This window comes from Alcaligenes sp. Lyrl_28 (genome assembly GCF_051948705.1).
In the GTDB taxonomy this organism is placed as follows: Bacteria; Pseudomonadota; Gammaproteobacteria; order Burkholderiales; family Burkholderiaceae_B; genus Alcaligenes; species Alcaligenes ammonioxydans.
The window spans coordinates 354,456-369,980 of record NZ_JAYJLG010000001.1; the positions used below are offsets into that span (position 1 = coordinate 354,456).

Here is a 15,525-nt window from a genome sequence, read left to right on the forward strand (position 1 = left end):
AAAACCAGCCCACTAACCCCATATAGAGTGAGGCTTGTGAAGACCCAAGCGCTTCGATTTCAGGAAAGACACATGAGCACCATGACCCTGCAGGAACTGGATAAGACCCGAGAGGAATGTCGCAAACTGATCAGTCGACGCGCCCTGCTTTCAGCCGCCGCTGCCGTTGTCCCTGTTCCCGGCGTGGACGTAGGTACCGACGTGGCCATTTTAATGAAGGTCATCCCCATTATTAATGCCCGCTTTGGACTGACGGCCAGCGATGTGGACGCCCTGAGCCCCGAGCTGAAGAAGCTGGTGGTGGTCGGTGGAACAAGCATGGGCTTGGGCCTGGTGGGCCGCGTTCTGAGCACTGATCGCATCATCAATATTCTGGTGCGTCTGGGAGCAAAAAAGCTGGCCGGTAAATATGGTGCCAAATATGTCCCGCTGATAGGCAGTGCCATTTCTGCCTCTATCAGCTTTGTCGTACTGCGCAAGGTCGGCAACCAGCACATCGAGGAGTGCTATGAGATTGCCCGTCGTCTGGCATTGGAGACACAACGACGGGAAGCTGTCCATACCATCGATGCGGCTGAAGAAGGCCTGATACGCGAGCTCAAGGGCTAAGACACCGCTTGCGCGCCTTAGTCTGGAGAGCGTCCTGCTTCAGTTCGCACCCCAGACAGTTCGCCCAGCCCCGGTCCTTAGACTGCAGGGACCACACCCGGTGTTTTGCTGCGACCATTCAACATATAGTCCATCAGTTCGCGCACAGACTTCATGGCCTTGCCGAAAGGCAAGGCCTCTGAACTGCGAAAGAACAGACCCCGCTGTACATCGCCTTTCAAGGCATACGCCAATTGACGGTCAATGCAAAACTGTCCATGACGCTGCACACCGTCGCGCAAACCGCAATGAGCCAGGCAGTCAAAGCCTTCGGTGCACGGCCGTTCGCGAGCCACCGATTGCAGTTTTTTCTCTTTGTGCAAATAAGCGTCCAGCCACGGTGTACGCACGGCACGAGCCGGCAATCCGGCCACGCTCATGAAGGTCACGATGTCTTTGGCTTCCGCATCCAGCAAAACACGCTTGAAATTCTCGTGGGCATCGCCTTCCTCGGTCACCGCAAACGCCGTCCCCATTTGCACGCCATCCGCCCCCCAATCCATAAGCTGGCGCAACTGTTCAGGACGGTGAATCCCACCGGCAGCGATCAAAGGGATGCGCTCGGACTCCAGGCCCAACTCTCGGAATAAGGCACGACATCCCTCCAGCACGCGCTGAAACGCATATTCCGGTTTATTCAGAGACTGATCATCGGCTGCGCCCAGATGGCCAGCCGCATACCGGGGATTCTCCAGAACAACGGCATCGGGCAATCGCTTGCGACGCAGCCATTTCTTTACAAGCAAGGTGACGCCGCGCACGTCGGACAGAATGGGGATGAGCGCGACCTTGGGATGGTCCTGCACCAGTTCGGGCAAGTCCAGCGGCAGACCGGCACCCACTACCACGGCATCCGCACCGCTCTCGCACGACTGGCGCACATACTCGGGATACTGCGAAACCGCCTTCATGATGTTGACGGCGATGCCGCCATTGCCGCCCGAGCGCTCTCGGGCAAGATTGATTTCACGATCCAGCGCCTGCAAATTGGCCGCATCGACCACACCTTTTTCGACTTCACCCTGAGTGCTGTCCATCAGGTCTTCGTGATGACGCCGTAAATCCACGCTGGAGATGGTTCCCAGCCCGCCCAGTGCAGCCACAGTGCCGACCAGTCGGGACGCCGATATACCGACTCCCATGCCGCCTTGGACAATAGGCAAAAGCAGTTTTCCCTTCAGGGACATGAGACGTAAATCCGTCTTTAGCACGATGTAAATACCTTAGGTTGATGCAAGAACCTGCCGGCCACGTCGGGACCAGAAACAGGGCAATAAAAAGGTGGCCGTCTTTGACAACGGCCACGGTGTTAAATCAGGCGGGAATAGCGTGCGCCGCTTTCCTGGCTCAAGTACTTGTCAAACACCATGCTGTAGGCGCGCACAAACAAACGGCCCTTGGGCAAGACCTGAATGGACTGAGAGTCGACGGTCAGCAAGCCCGCTTGCGCATAGCTGCTGAGCTCTTGCAGCTCAGCGGAAAAGTAACTGGCAAAATCGATGCCGTAACGCGCTTCCAGACGCGCAATCGGTACGGGCATGCTGCACATCAAGTGCATGATGACTTCGGCGCGCAGGCGATCGTCCTGCTGCATCACAATCCCACGCTCGATGGGCAAACGCCCCTGGTCAATTTCGGCGTAGTAATTGCGCAGACTGCGGGCATTTTGCACATGCATCGTCCCCACTTGCCCAATGGACGAAACGCCAAAGGACACCAAATCACAGGCTGACCGCGTGGTGTAACCCTGGAAATTGCGGTGCAAGCTGCCATCCAGGCGGGCCAGATTCAACTCGTCGTTGGGCAGTGCAAAATGATCCAGACCGATATAGACATAACCCGCATCCAGCAGGCGCTGCGAGGACATCAGGAACAGTTGTAGACGCTGGTCGGCATCGGGCAACTGTTCTTCGTTAATTAAACGCTGAGCCTTAAAGCGAGTGGGAAGATGCGCATAGTTGTACAAGGCAATCCGATCCGGCCTCAGCTGCACCAGTAAATCAATGGTGGATGCAAAGCTCTCCAGGGTCTGCAAGGGCAGACCGTAAATCAGATCCGTATTGATGGACTGGAAGCCAGCGGCCCGGCCTTGCTCGATGGCACGTTCGACCATCTCGAAAGGCTGGATACGGTTAATGGCTTTTTGCACATTAGGGTCAAAGTCCTGAACCCCAAAGCTGGTACGGTTAAAGCCCAGAGCCGCCAAGTTCTGGAGTGTGTCGTCGGACAGGGTGCGTGGATCGATCTCGATGCCCAGCTCAGCATCGGCCGTGAACATGAACTGCTCCTTGAGCTTGGTCATCAGCCGGATGAGTTGTTCATTGTCCAGGAAAGTGGGCGAGCCGCCGCCCAGGTGAAGTTGCTCGGTGCGCCTGTCCTCCCCCATATACTGGGTGACCATATCGATCTCGCGCAGCAGGTAATCCAGATACTGCTCGCTCTTGCTGCGATCTTGAGTGATGATCTTGTTGCAGGCACAGAAATAGCAGAGCGACTGGCAGAACGGGATATGCACGTAAACCGACAAGGGGGGATTGCTGCTGCTTAGGGCGCGCCGCGACAGCTCATGAATGTAGGGCTGTGCGGGGAAATCCTGAAAAAAACGGTCTGCGGTAGGGTAGGAGGTATAGCGCGGTCCGGAACGATCAAAGCGCCGAATCAAGGCTTCCGAGATCTCGATATCCTGTGTGGTCGGGGCGCTGGCGTCCGATGCTTCCAAGGTTTGCGGCATAGAGGGTCCTCCTGCAAAAGACCGATTTCTTCTAGTCAAGCATTCATTGTGAGAGAAAATCGCGGGTACACGCTTGACCTGCATCAAGGCCACAAGAACTAAAAAAACGCTTTTTTTATGACTGTTGGGCTGAAATTAGCTTCATATATCGTATTATTAAGCGCTAGCCGCCTAAATTACTGCCTGTTGGAGCCAGATGTATTTGCTCGTGATCCTAGCACTGCCGTTTATCGGCAGCTTGCTATCTTCCCTGATGCCCGCGAACTCTCGCAAACTCCAAGCATCTCTTGCCGGCGCTGTCGCCGTTACCTGCGCCCTACTGACCCTCTACGCCTATCCGGACATCGCTCGCGGAGAGGTGCTCGAGTCCTCCCGTTCCTGGATTCCAGCCCACGGCCTGACCTTCAAGTTGCGCATGGATGGTTATGCCTGGCTCTTTAGCATCATCATCACGGCCATGGGGGCGCTGATTGCCCTGTATGCGCACTATTACCTGTCTGCCCAGGACCCGGTACGACGCTTTTTTTCCTTTTTGCAGGCCTTCATGGGTTCCATGCTGGGGGTCGTGCTGTCGGGCAACCTTATCCAGATGGTCGTGTTCTGGGAGCTGACCAGCCTGTCCTCGTTCATGCTGATTGCCTATTGGTATCACCGCATGGACGCACGCCGGGGCGCCCGCATGTCGCTCATCATCACCGGCACCGGAGGCTTCTGTTTGCTGGCAGGCGTGCTCATGCTCGGCCAGGCCGCAGGCAGCTACGATCTGAGCGTGGTACTGGAGTCGGGCGAGCAGATTCGCAATCATCCCTGGTATACCGGGATGCTGATCCTGATTGCTCTGGGCGCCCTGAGCAAAAGCGCCCAGTTTCCCTTTCATATCTGGTTGCCTCACGCCATGGCAGCCCCCACTCCCGTCTCGGCGTATTTGCACTCGGCCACCATGGTCAAAGCCGGCGTATTCTTACTGGCCCGTCTGTGGCCGGTGCTGTCGGGCACCACGGAATGGGCAGTCATTATTGGCGGTGCCGGCTTGTGCTCCCTGACACTGGGAGCTTACGTGGCCATGTTCCAGCGTGACATGAAAGGGGTTCTGGCCTACTCCACCATCAGTCACCTGGGCCTGATTACCTTGCTGCTTGGCTTGAGCAGCCCCCTTGCCCTGGTTGCTGCGGTCTTTCACATGATGAACCATGCCACCTTCAAGGCCTCTTTGTTCATGGCGGCCGGCATTGTGGATCACGAAACTGGTACCCGAAACCTGAACCGCTTGTCCGGGCTGCGCCATGCCATGCCCCTGACAGCCACACTGGCAACCGTTGCAGCCGCTTCCATGGCCGGGGTCCCACTGCTGAACGGTTTCATTTCCAAAGAAATGTTCTTTGCCGAAACTGTTTTGGCCAGCAACGGCAATACCTGGGAATACGCTTTGCCGGTGGTAGCCGTCATTGCCGGCTCCTTTAGCGTGGCGTACTCCTTGCGCTTCATTGCACAGGTATTTTTTGGCCCCGTCGCCAAGGATCTGCCCCGCGAGCCCCATGAGCCACCCCGCCGGATGCTCATACCCAGCGCCATTCTGGTGCTGACCTGCCTTCTGGTGGGCATTATGCCAAGCCTGACCTTCGGGCCCTTCCTGCATACTGCTGCCAGCGCTATTTTGGGCAGTGAAATGCCTCAGTACGACCTGGCCCTGTGGCATGGGTTCAATCTGCCCTTGGTCATGAGTCTGGTGGCAACGGTCATGGGCGTGATTTTGGTCCTTATCATCAACCGCTTCTATAAGAACCGCCAAGGGCGCACCCCGCTGCTGACACGCGCCGATGGCCGCCGCTTTTTCGAGCTGGCCATGGAGTACCTGGAAGTGGCAGCCAACTGGGCGGTGGGCAAACTGTATTCGCCACGTCTGCAGCGCCAGATCTTGTTGATTATCGTCGTGACGATCAGTGTGGCGGCCCTGCCGCTGGCTCGCGGCAACTGGTTCAAATCCACTATCTTCACCCCGATTGATCCGTTCTTCGCCCTGATGTGGGTGGTCGGCATCGCCTGCGCCATCGGCGCGGCGCGTCAGGCCAAATTCCATCGCCCGGCTTCCCTGCTCCTTTCAGGCGGCGCCGGTCTGGTGACCAGCCTGACCTTTGCCTGGCTCTCGGCGCCCGACCTGGCCTTGACGCAATTGGCCGTGGAAGTCGTCACTGTCGTGCTGATCCTGCTGGGCCTGCGCTGGCTGCCACAACGTGTCAGCGACATGCCGGGCGCTCAGGACAACAGTGGACGTGCCCTGTTGCGCCGCAGTCGCGACTTGATCATTGCCATTCTGGCCGGCGGTGGGATCGCCGCCCTGGCCTACGCCATGATGACCCGCCCCCACCCCAGTGGAATTTCGCCCTTCTTTATCGAGAAGGCCCTGCCCCTGGGCGGTGGCGCAAATGTGGTCAATGTGATTTTGGTTGATTTCCGAGGCTTTGATACCTTTGGCGAAATCGTCGTATTGGGTATTGTGGCGCTGACCGTCTTTGCGCTGCTGCGACGCTTCCGGCCCCCCATCGAGGCCATCGCTCAGCCGCTGGCCCGTCGTCAGAACGTCAAAGACAGCCGTGAAGCCGTTTTTGTTGAGCCCGACCCCAAAACACCTCTGCCCGAGGGCATCATGCAGATTCCAGCCGTGTTGCTGCGATTGCTGCTGCCCATCTCCACCCTGATTGCCCTGTATTTCCTGCTGCGGGGTCACAACCTGCCCGGCGGCGGCTTTGTGGGCGGCTTGATTATGGCTACTGGCATCATCTTGCAATATATGGTCAGTGGCGTGGTATGGATGGAATCGCGCCCCTTGATTCAGCCTCAAACCTGGATTGGTCTGGGTCTGCTGACTGCTGGCGTAGCCGCCATGCTGGTGTGGGTCTTTAACAAGCCCTTTTTGTCTGCCCAAAGCTGGGATCTGCACCTGCCCCTGATCGGCGAGGTACATACCTCCAGTGCGCTGATCTTCGATATTGGCGTATTCATGCTGGTGATTGGTTCAACCATCCTGATTCTGATCGCGCTGGCCCACCAGTCATTACGTTTTTATCGCAAACTGCCGTCGCTGCAATCCGCCTCGAACGCTGCATCCGGGATGGAGAATAAATAATGGAAATCGTGCTTTCAATTGCGATTGGTGTCCTGGCGGGCTCGGGCGTGTGGCTCTTGCTGCGCCCGCGTACCTTTCAGGTCATCATGGGACTGGCCCTGGTCTCTTACGCCGTCAACCTGTTCATTTTCAGCATGGGACGACTCACCATCAGTGCCGCGCCCGTTATTAACAGCAGTGAGCTGGGTGCCAGCTATGCCGATCCCTTGCCGCAAGCCCTGGTACTGACGGCTATTGTGATCGGCTTTGCCACCACGGCCTTGTTTCTGGTTGTTATTTTGGCCAACCGCGGCCTGAGCGGCACCGACCACGTTGATGGCCGCGAGGAAGACGACCTGTGAGTCTGCTCAATCAACACCTGCCCGTATTGCCCGTCGCCATTCCCATGATGGCCGCGGCCCTGATGGTGATGCTGCGCGACAAGCGCCGTCACTACAAACTGCTGATCGCCTTTGCCTCCTTGCTGGCCCAGTTGTTGTGTGCCGTCTATCTGCTCTTGCTGGCCGATGGGACGCTGGCACCCATTTGGCCGCAATCGGTCGGGGTGTACCTGCTCGGTGACTGGCCCGCCCCCTTCGGGATTGTGCTGGTCGTAGACCGGCTGGCAGCCTTTTTGCTGGTGCTCACCAATGTACTGGCGTTTTGCTGCTGGTTCTATTCGCTGGCACGTTGGGATCGCGTAGGGGTCCATTTCCATTCTTTGTTCCAGCTACTGCTGATGGGGCTGAACGGTGCCTTCCTGACGGGGGATCTGTTTAACCTGTTTGTGTTCTTCGAGGTGTTGCTGGCGGCATCGTATGGGCTGATGTTGCACGGATCAGGCGCGGCGCGTGTCAGTGCCGGCCTGCACTACATCGCCGTCAATCTGATTTCCTCGTTCCTGCTACTGATCGCCATTGCGCTGGTGTATGGCGTCACGGGCACCTTGAACATGGCAGACCTGGCCTTGCGCGCCGGCTCCATGCCGGATTCGGACCGCCTGGTATTTGAGGCAGCCCTGGCCATCCTGGGCATTGCCTTCCTGATCAAGGCGGCCGCCTGGCCTCTGAACCTGTGGTTACCCAACGCCTATGGCAATGCCTGCGCACCGGTCGCCGCCATGTTTGCCATCATGACCAAGGTAGGCATATACGCCTTGCTGCGTATCGGCTCCTTGCTCCTGCCCACGGGTGCTCCTGCGGCCTTCGGCGTAGCCTGGATGTTCCCTGCCGGAATTGCCACCCTGGCGTTTGGGGCTATCGGTGTCATAGCGGCCCAACAACCCGAACGCCTGGCCAGCTATTGCATCATCGTGTCCTCGGGCACCTTGCTGGCGGCACTGGGCATGCCCGGCGTGATTCTGACAGGTCCCGCCCTGTACTACATGCTCAGCAGCGTGCTGGCGCTGGGCGCGTTTTTCCTGTTGCTGGAACTGGTCAGCCGCACCAAACCCTTTGGCGCCGATCTACTGGCTGTCAGCCAGGAAGTCTTTGATCTGGATGACCCTGAATCCGAAGACCATAGCGATGATGTGGTCGGCGTCGCCATCCCCGGCGTGATGGTTTTTCTAGGCATGTCCTTTATTGCCTGCGCCTTGCTGATTGTCGGCCTGCCTCCCCTGTCCGGTTTTGTGGCCAAGCTGTCCTTGCTGACGGCCGCACTCAAGGCTTCGGGCCAATCCCCAGAACCCCTGAACGCCTGGATTCTGACCGCCGCGGTCCTGATTTCAGGAGTGGCCGGTTTGATCGCCATGGTGCGGGTGGGCATTCGTCTGTTCTGGAGCAATAGCTCACTGACCATCCCTCGTCTGAAATTGATCGAGGCAGCGCCAATTGCCAGCATTATTGTCGCCTGCGGGATTCTGAGCTGGTATGCCGGCCCCATCACCACGTACCTGGAACAGACTGCTCAGCAACTGGATGAACCACGTATTTATATTGGTTCAGTCCTGCGACAAAACCCTGTGCGCTCGGTTCAGGCGGAGGGACTGTGATGAGACGCTATACCAAACACCTGTTCCTGCCCTTGCTGTTGCTGGGCCTGTGGCTGCTGCTGAACGACTCGCTATCGCCAGGCTATCTGGTGCTGGGCCTGTTTCTGGCTACTGCCCTGAGTCTGGCAGCCATCCCGTTCCGGCCCGTCAAAGCCAGCATCCGTCACCCATTTCTGGCCTTAAAGCTGATTGGACAAGTTGCCTGGGACATCGTGCTGTCCAATATCGCCGTGGGCAAACTGGTCCTTAAAGGCAGCAAGGCGCCGCGTCCCGGTTTTCTGGCCATCCCCCTGCGATTGACCGATCCGCATGCTCTGGCTGCTCTGGCCTGCATCATTACCTACACGCCTGGCACGGTCTGGTCAGGGTTTGATGAGAGGACCCGCATCCTGACCTTGCACATTCTGGACCTTCAGGACGAGCAGGTATGGTTAGACACGATTCAGAAGCGCTATGAAACCCCGCTGCTGGAGATTTTCCAATGATCGATATTGTTTACTGGGCCTGTCAGTTTGCCCTGGGCTGCTTTGTTCTGGGCATGTGTTGTGCCGTCATCCGTCTGCTCAAAGGCCCATCCGCCGCTGACCGCGTACTGGCACTGGACACCATGTACATCAACGGCATGCTGGCCTTGCTGGCCCTGGGAATCCGCTTTGATTCAACCCTGTACTTTGACATTGCCTTGCTGATTGCCCTGTTTGGCTTTGTAGGCTCCGCAGCGATGGCGAAGTTTTTGCTGCGCGCCGAGGTCATCGAACCATGACAGACACATTGTTGCCCTGGTGGCTTGCCATTCCAGTCGCCCTCTTACTGGTGCTAAGCGGCATTGTGGCCTTGATCGGCTCGGCGGGCCTGCTGCGTTTCAAGCATGTGTACTCGCGTATTCACGCCCCAACAATGGGAAATACGCTAGGAACATTTTTCATGGTACTGGCTGTGGCGATCAGCGCGAGCCATTTGATGAGCCGTCCTATTTTGCATCCACTCATCATCAGCGTGCTCCTGATCATTACCTCCCCGGTCACCGCCATTTTTTTGATGCGTGCCGCCATCAAACGTGAATATCGTCAACGTCTGGCCGAATACGGGCCCGATGAGCCCGGCTATCTGGACATGCCGCACAAAGCCCCCCTGCCCGCAGACCTCCTTCCGCCACAACCTGAGCCCCAGGAGCAAACCCGCCAGTAAGGAGTTGGAAAAGTTTTATTACCCTCACTTGCAACTGCTCCACTTATACTGATAGGTGTTTACTGCGTGTCAGGGATTGCCCTATACGCAGCTGCTTTTGGGGCTTTGCGGCCTGCTCATACCTACTCGTGACAGCGCTCGCCAAGCCGGTGATTCCCTTAGCAAGTAAAGGAGTGAGATTGATGAGTCTACATACACGCCCATCCCGAATCCTGAGTGCAGGCTTGCTCAGTCTAGGTTTACTGTCCTCTGCTGCCTGGGCTCAAACCCCGACCAAAGACTATCGCCACGACATCCAGCGCTGCGAGCAATTTACCGGTGAGCAGCGGACCACCTGCCGTCGTGAAGCTGGTGCTGCCTTGCAGGCCGAGCGTCAGCATAAGCTGGACAAACAGGATCACAATCTGGAGGCCAATCGTCAGGCACGGTGCCATCGTCTGCCCGCTGATCGGCAGCAAGACTGCCTGAAAGCCATGCGCGGTCAGGACACCACTGTACGCGGCAGCGTGGAAGGTGGCGGTATCCTGCGCGAGACCACAACGGTGGTGCCCGCTCAATAAACCTTCGCGGACACACTTTTGCCTGCGCAGGCTGGCGGTTAAAAAGAATGGGCCTTACCAGGCCCATTCTTCGTTTTGAACGATACTCTCGGTTTACAACTCGACCTGCATGCCCATCTCCACCACTCGATTGGGTGGAATCTTGAAAAAGCGCGTGCTGCGGCTGGCATTGCGAGCCATGAACGCAAACAAGCGTCGACGCCATCCCAGATACCAAGGCTGTCGCGATTGGATCATCACGGTCTGACGGGACAAGAAGTAAGACGTTTGCATAGGTTCCAGATTGAGCTCTGGATGCTCCAGGGTAATCTGCTCGAGCAACTGAGGTACATTAGGCTCTTGCTTAAAGCCCCATGAGGCAACAGCCTGCCAGCTTCCCCGGCTCAGACGTTGCAGCGTATAGCGCTCACCAAAGGGCACATAGGGTACGCCCGCACTGCTCACCGTCAAAAACAGGACTTGCTCATGAAGCACTTTATTATGTTTCAGATTATGCAATAAGGCTGGGGGAACCGAATCTGGGATGGTGCTCATAAACACTGCTGTGCCCGGTACGCGGGTTGGAGCATATTCCTCCAGGTTGAGCAAAAACTCCTTCAAAGGTTGTTTGTTTTCCAGCAAACGCTCGTGCAACGCAGCGCGCCCCTGCCTCCATGTCAACATCAAGCCAAGCAGAACCGCCCCCACCAGCAAGGGCAGCCACCCCCCTTCCAGCAATTTAAGCGCATTGGCCGAGAACAACAGCACGTCCAGTACCAGGAAAATACCCAAAAGCCCCAGCCAGGCCCAGCGCTTGAGTCCGTGGGCGCGACGCGGCAACAGCATCAAGGCCAGCAAACTGGTCATCAGCATGGTGCCCGTTACCGCAAAACCGTAAGCATGAGCCAGACGGTCCGAGGAACCAAAGCTCAGCACCAGCACCATCACCGCCACGCATAACAGCAAATTCACCCGAGGCAGGTAAATCTGTCCCTCTTCTTTGGCCGAAGTATGTTGAATGACCATACGAGGCCAGAAACCAAGCTGCACTGCCTGCCGGGTTACGGAAAACGCCCCCGAAATCACGGACTGAGAAGCGATCACGGTTGCGACCGTTGCCAGCATCACCATGGGTACCAGCGCCCAGTTCGGTGCCAGATAAAAGAAAGGATTACGAATCGCGGTCGGGTCGGATATCAGCAAGGCGCCCTGGCCGAAATAGCACAAAACCAGACAAGGCATCACCACCAGGAACCAGGCTTTACGAATCAAAGGACGACCAAAATGGCCCATGTCGGCATACAAGGCCTCCGCTCCGGTCAAAGCCAGAACCAAAGCGCCAAGCAGTAGAAACGTTTGCCAGGGCGCCTGGGCAATAAAAGCCACCGCCCAACGCGGGTCCAGGGCCATCAGCACTTGCGGATGTTCGATCACACGCCACAAGCCCAAGCCACCCAGAACCAGAAACCAGATCAGCATGATGGGGCCAAACAACTTGCCCATGGTTCCCGTTCCATGCGACTGGATCAGGAACAGTGCCAGCAAAACCCCCAGGGCCAGTGGCACCACCCAGGGGTCAAGCACATGCGAGACCATGCCAATGCCTTCCAATGCAGACATCACGGAAATGGCCGGCGTGATGATGCTGTCCCCATAGAACAAAGCGGCGCCAATCAGCCCCAAAACCACAATGAGCTGGCGCTTGGGCCCATGAATACCACGGGCAGCCAACTCCATCAAAGCCAGGGTGCCGCCTTCGCCTTTATTATCCAGTCGCAGCACCACCGTCACGTACTTGATGGAAACCACCACGGTCAGCAGCCAGAACAGCAAGGACAGCACGCCATACACCTGCTCGGCACCAGGCTGACTGTAGGCACTCAAGGCCACTTTCATGGTGTAGAGCGGGCTGGTCCCGATATCCCCATATACCACGCCTAACGCGCCCACTAACAAGGCCGCCCGAGCCGCTTTTCTGGGGTTTTCTGTTGCTGTGTTCAAGGCTTAATTTCCAATCAAAGTATCGTGCCGGGTCAGACGCGCACCAATACGCGGGCCAGGAAAAACAATGGTAATACGGGTACCGGGAAAATCAGGGCGGCTCATCAAACTCCACCAGGCCCCATGCGCACGGGCAATTTCCTGCACAATGGCCAAGCCCAGACCGGAGCCTCCGGCCTGCGTGCCGGGTGAACGGTAAAAGGCTTCAAAGACACGTTGTTGCTCGCTGGCCTCAATACCCGGACCATGGTCCTCGACGGACAAGGACGGCGGGTTGCTGGCCACGCGCAGAACAATGCGGTCCGTTCCTTGACCATAGCGCAACGCATTATCCATCAGGTTGGACAGCAGCTCGCGCAGCAGTACGGGAGCCGCGTCAATCCAAACCGGCTTTTCAGGCGCCAGCAAATGGATCTCTGCACCATGCTGACGGGCCTGCAAAAACCAGTCACCGCCCTCCTCACGCGTCCACTCACACAGATCCAGGCGCACAAAACTGTCTTTGATATTGGTATCGGCATCCGTGCGGGCCAGCACCAGCAACTGCTGACCGAGGCGAATCATACGATCCGACACACTTTTGATGCGCTCGGCGCGCTGGCGAATATCGTCCGGTAAGGGCTTGGCCAACATCAGCTCCGATTCCAGCTGCAAACCGGTCAGGGGAGTACGCAACTGATGCGCAGCATGACCAATAAAGCGCTTTTGCGCCTGCAGGGTATCACGCTGACGCTCCAGCAACTCGTTAAAGTGCTCCACCAAGGGCACGATTTCCGCCGGCAAGGCGCTCGCATCCAGGCGTTCAAAATCATCATCGGCCCGATTGCGTATTTGTTGTGACAAATCATCAATCGAGGCAAGCTGAGAGCGAATACCGGATAACAGCACCCAGGCGATCAAACTGACCAGCAAGACCTGGCTCAAGGCCATGGTCCAGAAAATATCGCGCAGCAGCCAATCCTCCAGGCTCATACGACGTGTCAGCACCCAGGTAACGCTCAGATCCAGTACAACAAGAATGGAAATCGGAGGAAAAAGCCGGCCCATCAATTTGCGGGCCAAAGAGCCGGGGGCAAGAAAGCGTTCCAGCCATGATCGCAACAAGGAGGTTTTTTCCGCTGAAGAAAGATGCTGATCGGGCATGGTTGACCTAAAGTGTCTGGCAGCGGGCACGGGCTGCCGTTATGCTCCGGCCACGCTCTCCACATCGAGCAGATAGCCAAAGCCGCGCACAGTCTGTATCACTGCCCCGGTGCCTTCCAGGCGTTTGCGCAGACGATACACATAAACTTCGACCGCATTGTCGCTGAAATCGGCATCCCAAGCAGACAAGGAATTAATAATCTGCTGCTTGGTGACCACACGACCGGCCCGCATCATCAGCATTTCCAGGACGGACAGCTCACGCACCGACAGGTTCACGCGTTGCCCCGCGCAGCGCAGCTCGCGGCCAATCGTATCAAAACTCAAGGGCCCGACATCAATAACAGGCTGCACCTGCCCGCTGCGGCGGCGGCCAAAGACACGTACCCGGGCAGCCAGCTCGGACAGATCAAAGGGCTTGATCAGGTAATCATCCGCACCGGCATCCAAACCGCCCACGCGATCATCCACGCCATCGCGCGCGGTCAGAATCAGAACGGGTATCGCATTGCCCTGCTGGCGCAACTGCCGCAATACCTCCAGGCCACTGATGCCTGGCAGGTTCAAGTCTAGGAGCAGCAAATCGTAGACTTGGGCGGACAGCTCCTTCAAGGCGCTTTCACCTTCCTGAAGCCAGTCAACCGCATAGCCCTGATCGCTGAGAAACTCCTGCAGTGCGGCGCCCAGTATGGCGTCGTCTTCAATAACTAGTACACGCATTGTGGGGATTTTATTACGAAACTGGCCCCTCGCGTCGCGGATGCAAAGCGAGGGGCCAGAAAAAACAACATGAGGGATTACGCGCAGCGTTACGGAGCCGGTGCCGGCTTGCCCGTGGTCTCGCCCGTTGATGGACCTTTCTGTGCGTCACCCTCTTGTACAGGAGCCTGGGTCGTTGGGCCTGGACGGGTGATGAATCCCAATCGGGTCAGGCCAGAAGCCTTGGAGCGGCTCATGACCTGGGCCAGTGTTTCATAGCGAGTATCGGTATCGGCACGGATACGCAGTTCCGGCTGCGGCTGCTCCTTGGAATAGGGAGCCAAAGTAGCCGCCAAATCTTCCAGGGCCACCAGTTGCTCATTGACAAAAATCTGCCCTGCCGCATCAATAGCCAGATCAATCGTCTTGGGATCTTGCTGAATCGGCTCGGAGCTTGCCTGGGGCAACTGTATCTTGATGGAGTGCGACAGCAAAGGAGCGGTGATCAGAAAGATCACCAGCAGCACCAGCATCACATCGATCAGCGGCACCATATTGATTTCAGACAACGCAGAGCCCGAATTACGATTATCAAAGCTGCCAAAGGCCATGATTAATGCTCCCGCTTGGCAGCGGCTGCCGAGCTCGATGCTGCACCGCCACCCGAACTGGGGACACGGCGCAGAACAGGTTGCGTATCCTGCACCGGCTGACCGGTCGTCAGGAAGGTAAACAGATCATGCGCAAAAGCGTCCAGCTGGGACAAGTAAACGCGGTTGGTGCGCACAAACGCGTTATAGGCCAGCACGGCAGGAATGGCTACGGCCAGACCCAGGCCAGTCATCACCAATGCCTCGCCCACAGGGCCAGCAATCTTGTTCAAGGTGACGCCATCGGACAGACCGATATTGATGAGCGCGTGGTACACCCCCCACACCGTGCCAAACAGGCCTACGAACGGAGCGGTGGAACCGACCGAAGCCAACAATGTCAGGCCGTTTTCGAGTTTGGCGGTTTCCTCGTCCATCACCTTGCGCATGATGCGCGACACAAACGCACCCGTTGAACCTTTCTCCTCCAGCCGCATCGCCCCGTACTTGACGTGATGCTTTTGAGCGTGAATGGCGTGACTGGCCAGATGGCTGAACGGATCACGTGCACCGTGGGTAGCGATCTCGTTTTCAACCTGCTCAAGCGAGCTGGCCGACCAGAACTCGCGCATGAAACTTTGCGAGCGGCGTTTCAGACGGAAAGACAAGATGCCCTTGACGATAATCAGATACCAGCTGGCAATCGACATCAAGGCCAGAATCACAAACAGGGTCTTGCCGACCACATCGCTTTGCTGGATAAAGTGCAGCACCCCGGTCGCTTCCTCAGCAGCAGCAACACTGGCGGCAGCCTGATCGGCAACAGGCCCTGCAACTTGTGCCAGGCTTACCCATACGCTTTGAAATAGTTCCTGCATCATTGATCTATC

The 15,525-nt window shown here is 57.3% G+C and carries 15 protein-coding genes; 8 read left to right on the top strand and 7 right to left on the bottom strand.

The window, feature by feature from the left end; translation table 11 throughout:
• The first annotated feature begins 72 nt into the window (after positions 1 to 72).
• Positions 73 to 609, top strand: a complete 537-nt coding sequence (locus tag VF694_RS01565) for a hypothetical protein (RefSeq protein WP_003799485.1) — start codon at positions 73 to 75, stop codon at positions 607 to 609.
• Between the two features lie 77 nt (positions 610 to 686).
• On the opposite strand, the gene VF694_RS01570 is transcribed toward VF694_RS01565, so the two are convergent.
• Entirely contained in the window at positions 687 to 1,835 is a 1,149-nt protein-coding gene (locus tag VF694_RS01570) for an NAD(P)H-dependent flavin oxidoreductase (protein WP_440163588.1), read from the bottom strand.
• 122 nt (positions 1,836 to 1,957) lie between these two features.
• Complete coding sequence (hemN, locus tag VF694_RS01575; protein ID WP_059317542.1) at positions 1,958 to 3,379, bottom strand: oxygen-independent coproporphyrinogen III oxidase; 1,422 nt, start codon at positions 3,377 to 3,379, stop codon at positions 1,958 to 1,960.
• Positions 3,380 to 3,575: 196 nt separating this feature from the next.
• Between hemN and VF694_RS01580 the strand changes: the two genes are divergently transcribed.
• From VF694_RS01580 to VF694_RS01610, 7 genes are all read left to right on the top strand, one after another.
• Complete coding sequence (locus VF694_RS01580) at positions 3,576 to 6,503, top strand: monovalent cation/H+ antiporter subunit A (protein ID WP_003799479.1); 2,928 nt, start codon at positions 3,576 to 3,578, stop codon at positions 6,501 to 6,503.
• Positions 6,503 to 6,844 carry a Na+/H+ antiporter subunit C gene (locus tag VF694_RS01585; RefSeq protein WP_003799476.1) on the top strand — a complete coding sequence of 114 codons (342 nt, stop codon included), beginning with the start codon at positions 6,503 to 6,505 and terminating at the stop codon, positions 6,842 to 6,844. The genes VF694_RS01580 and VF694_RS01585 overlap by 1 nt, the downstream gene beginning before the upstream one ends.
• A gap of 44 nt (positions 6,845 to 6,888) precedes the next feature.
• Positions 6,889 to 8,475, top strand: coding sequence for a monovalent cation/H+ antiporter subunit D (locus VF694_RS01590; protein WP_407927747.1), 1,587 nt, complete (start codon positions 6,889 to 6,891; stop codon positions 8,473 to 8,475).
• Positions 8,475 to 8,960, top strand: a complete 486-nt coding sequence (locus VF694_RS01595) for a Na+/H+ antiporter subunit E (protein ID WP_440163589.1) — start codon at positions 8,475 to 8,477, stop codon at positions 8,958 to 8,960. The genes VF694_RS01590 and VF694_RS01595 overlap by 1 nt, the downstream gene beginning before the upstream one ends.
• Positions 8,957 to 9,238: a K+/H+ antiporter subunit F gene (locus VF694_RS01600; protein ID WP_003799468.1), complete on the top strand. Its 282-nt coding sequence runs from the start codon at positions 8,957 to 8,959 to the stop codon at positions 9,236 to 9,238. Before VF694_RS01595 ends, VF694_RS01600 begins: the two co-directional genes overlap by 4 nt.
• Complete coding sequence (gene mnhG / locus VF694_RS01605; RefSeq protein ID WP_003799467.1) at positions 9,235 to 9,663, top strand: monovalent cation/H(+) antiporter subunit G; 429 nt, start codon at positions 9,235 to 9,237, stop codon at positions 9,661 to 9,663. Before VF694_RS01600 ends, mnhG begins: the two co-directional genes overlap by 4 nt.
• A 182-nt stretch (positions 9,664 to 9,845) precedes the next feature.
• A complete protein-coding gene (locus VF694_RS01610) occupies positions 9,846 to 10,223 on the top strand; it encodes a hypothetical protein (RefSeq protein ID WP_219234895.1) in 378 nt (125 codons plus the stop codon).
• Positions 10,224 to 10,316: 93 nt separating this feature from the next.
• Here VF694_RS01610 and VF694_RS01615 read toward each other — a convergent pair whose 3' ends face one another.
• The 5 genes from VF694_RS01615 to VF694_RS01635 all read right to left on the bottom strand — a co-directional run bounded on the left by VF694_RS01615 (position 10,317) and on the right by VF694_RS01635 (position 15,516).
• Positions 10,317 to 12,203: a potassium transporter Kup gene (locus VF694_RS01615; protein WP_051010389.1), complete on the bottom strand. Its 1,887-nt coding sequence runs from the start codon at positions 12,201 to 12,203 to the stop codon at positions 10,317 to 10,319.
• Positions 12,204 to 12,206: 3 nt separating this feature from the next.
• Positions 12,207 to 13,346 carry a sensor histidine kinase gene (locus VF694_RS01620; protein ID WP_003799464.1) on the bottom strand — a complete coding sequence of 380 codons (1,140 nt, stop codon included), beginning with the start codon at positions 13,344 to 13,346 and terminating at the stop codon, positions 12,207 to 12,209.
• Positions 13,347 to 13,385: 39 nt separating this feature from the next.
• Positions 13,386 to 14,066 carry a response regulator gene (locus VF694_RS01625; protein WP_003799463.1) on the bottom strand — a complete coding sequence of 227 codons (681 nt, stop codon included), beginning with the start codon at positions 14,064 to 14,066 and terminating at the stop codon, positions 13,386 to 13,388.
• A gap of 89 nt (positions 14,067 to 14,155) precedes the next feature.
• Positions 14,156 to 14,656 carry an ExbD/TolR family protein gene (locus VF694_RS01630; protein WP_003799462.1) on the bottom strand — a complete coding sequence of 167 codons (501 nt, stop codon included), beginning with the start codon at positions 14,654 to 14,656 and terminating at the stop codon, positions 14,156 to 14,158.
• 2 nt (positions 14,657 to 14,658) lie between these two features.
• Positions 14,659 to 15,516 carry a MotA/TolQ/ExbB proton channel family protein gene (locus VF694_RS01635; RefSeq protein WP_059317537.1) on the bottom strand — a complete coding sequence of 286 codons (858 nt, stop codon included), beginning with the start codon at positions 15,514 to 15,516 and terminating at the stop codon, positions 14,659 to 14,661.
• Positions 15,517 to 15,525 lie beyond the last annotated feature (9 nt).

What these genes read in the sequence shown, in the direction of transcription:
- mnhG (WP_003799467.1), top strand. Translation starts at nt 9,235, where the DNA reads ATGACAGACACATTGTTGCCCTGGTGGCTTGCCATTCCAGTCGCCCTC.
- VF694_RS01625 (WP_003799463.1), bottom strand. Translation starts at nt 14,066, where the DNA reads ATGCGTGTACTAGTTATTGAAGACGACGCCATACTGGGCGCCGCACTG.
- VF694_RS01635 (WP_059317537.1), bottom strand. Translation starts at nt 15,516, where the DNA reads ATGATGCAGGAACTATTTCAAAGCGTATGGGTAAGCCTGGCACAAGTT.
- VF694_RS01610 (WP_219234895.1), top strand. Translation starts at nt 9,846, where the DNA reads ATGAGTCTACATACACGCCCATCCCGAATCCTGAGTGCAGGCTTGCTC.
- VF694_RS01630 (WP_003799462.1), bottom strand. Translation starts at nt 14,656, where the DNA reads ATGGCCTTTGGCAGCTTTGATAATCGTAATTCGGGCTCTGCGTTGTCT.
- VF694_RS01570 (WP_440163588.1), bottom strand. Translation starts at nt 1,835, where the DNA reads ATGTCCCTGAAGGGAAAACTGCTTTTGCCTATTGTCCAAGGCGGCATG.
- VF694_RS01585 (WP_003799476.1), top strand. Translation starts at nt 6,503, where the DNA reads ATGGAAATCGTGCTTTCAATTGCGATTGGTGTCCTGGCGGGCTCGGGC.
- VF694_RS01580 (WP_003799479.1), top strand. Translation starts at nt 3,576, where the DNA reads ATGTATTTGCTCGTGATCCTAGCACTGCCGTTTATCGGCAGCTTGCTA.
- VF694_RS01565 (WP_003799485.1), top strand. Translation starts at nt 73, where the DNA reads ATGAGCACCATGACCCTGCAGGAACTGGATAAGACCCGAGAGGAATGT.
- VF694_RS01600 (WP_003799468.1), top strand. Translation starts at nt 8,957, where the DNA reads ATGATCGATATTGTTTACTGGGCCTGTCAGTTTGCCCTGGGCTGCTTT.
- VF694_RS01620 (WP_003799464.1), bottom strand. Translation starts at nt 13,346, where the DNA reads ATGCCCGATCAGCATCTTTCTTCAGCGGAAAAAACCTCCTTGTTGCGA.
- hemN (WP_059317542.1), bottom strand. Translation starts at nt 3,379, where the DNA reads ATGCCGCAAACCTTGGAAGCATCGGACGCCAGCGCCCCGACCACACAG.
- VF694_RS01595 (WP_440163589.1), top strand. Translation starts at nt 8,475, where the DNA reads ATGAGACGCTATACCAAACACCTGTTCCTGCCCTTGCTGTTGCTGGGC.
- VF694_RS01590 (WP_407927747.1), top strand. Translation starts at nt 6,889, where the DNA reads ATGATGGCCGCGGCCCTGATGGTGATGCTGCGCGACAAGCGCCGTCAC.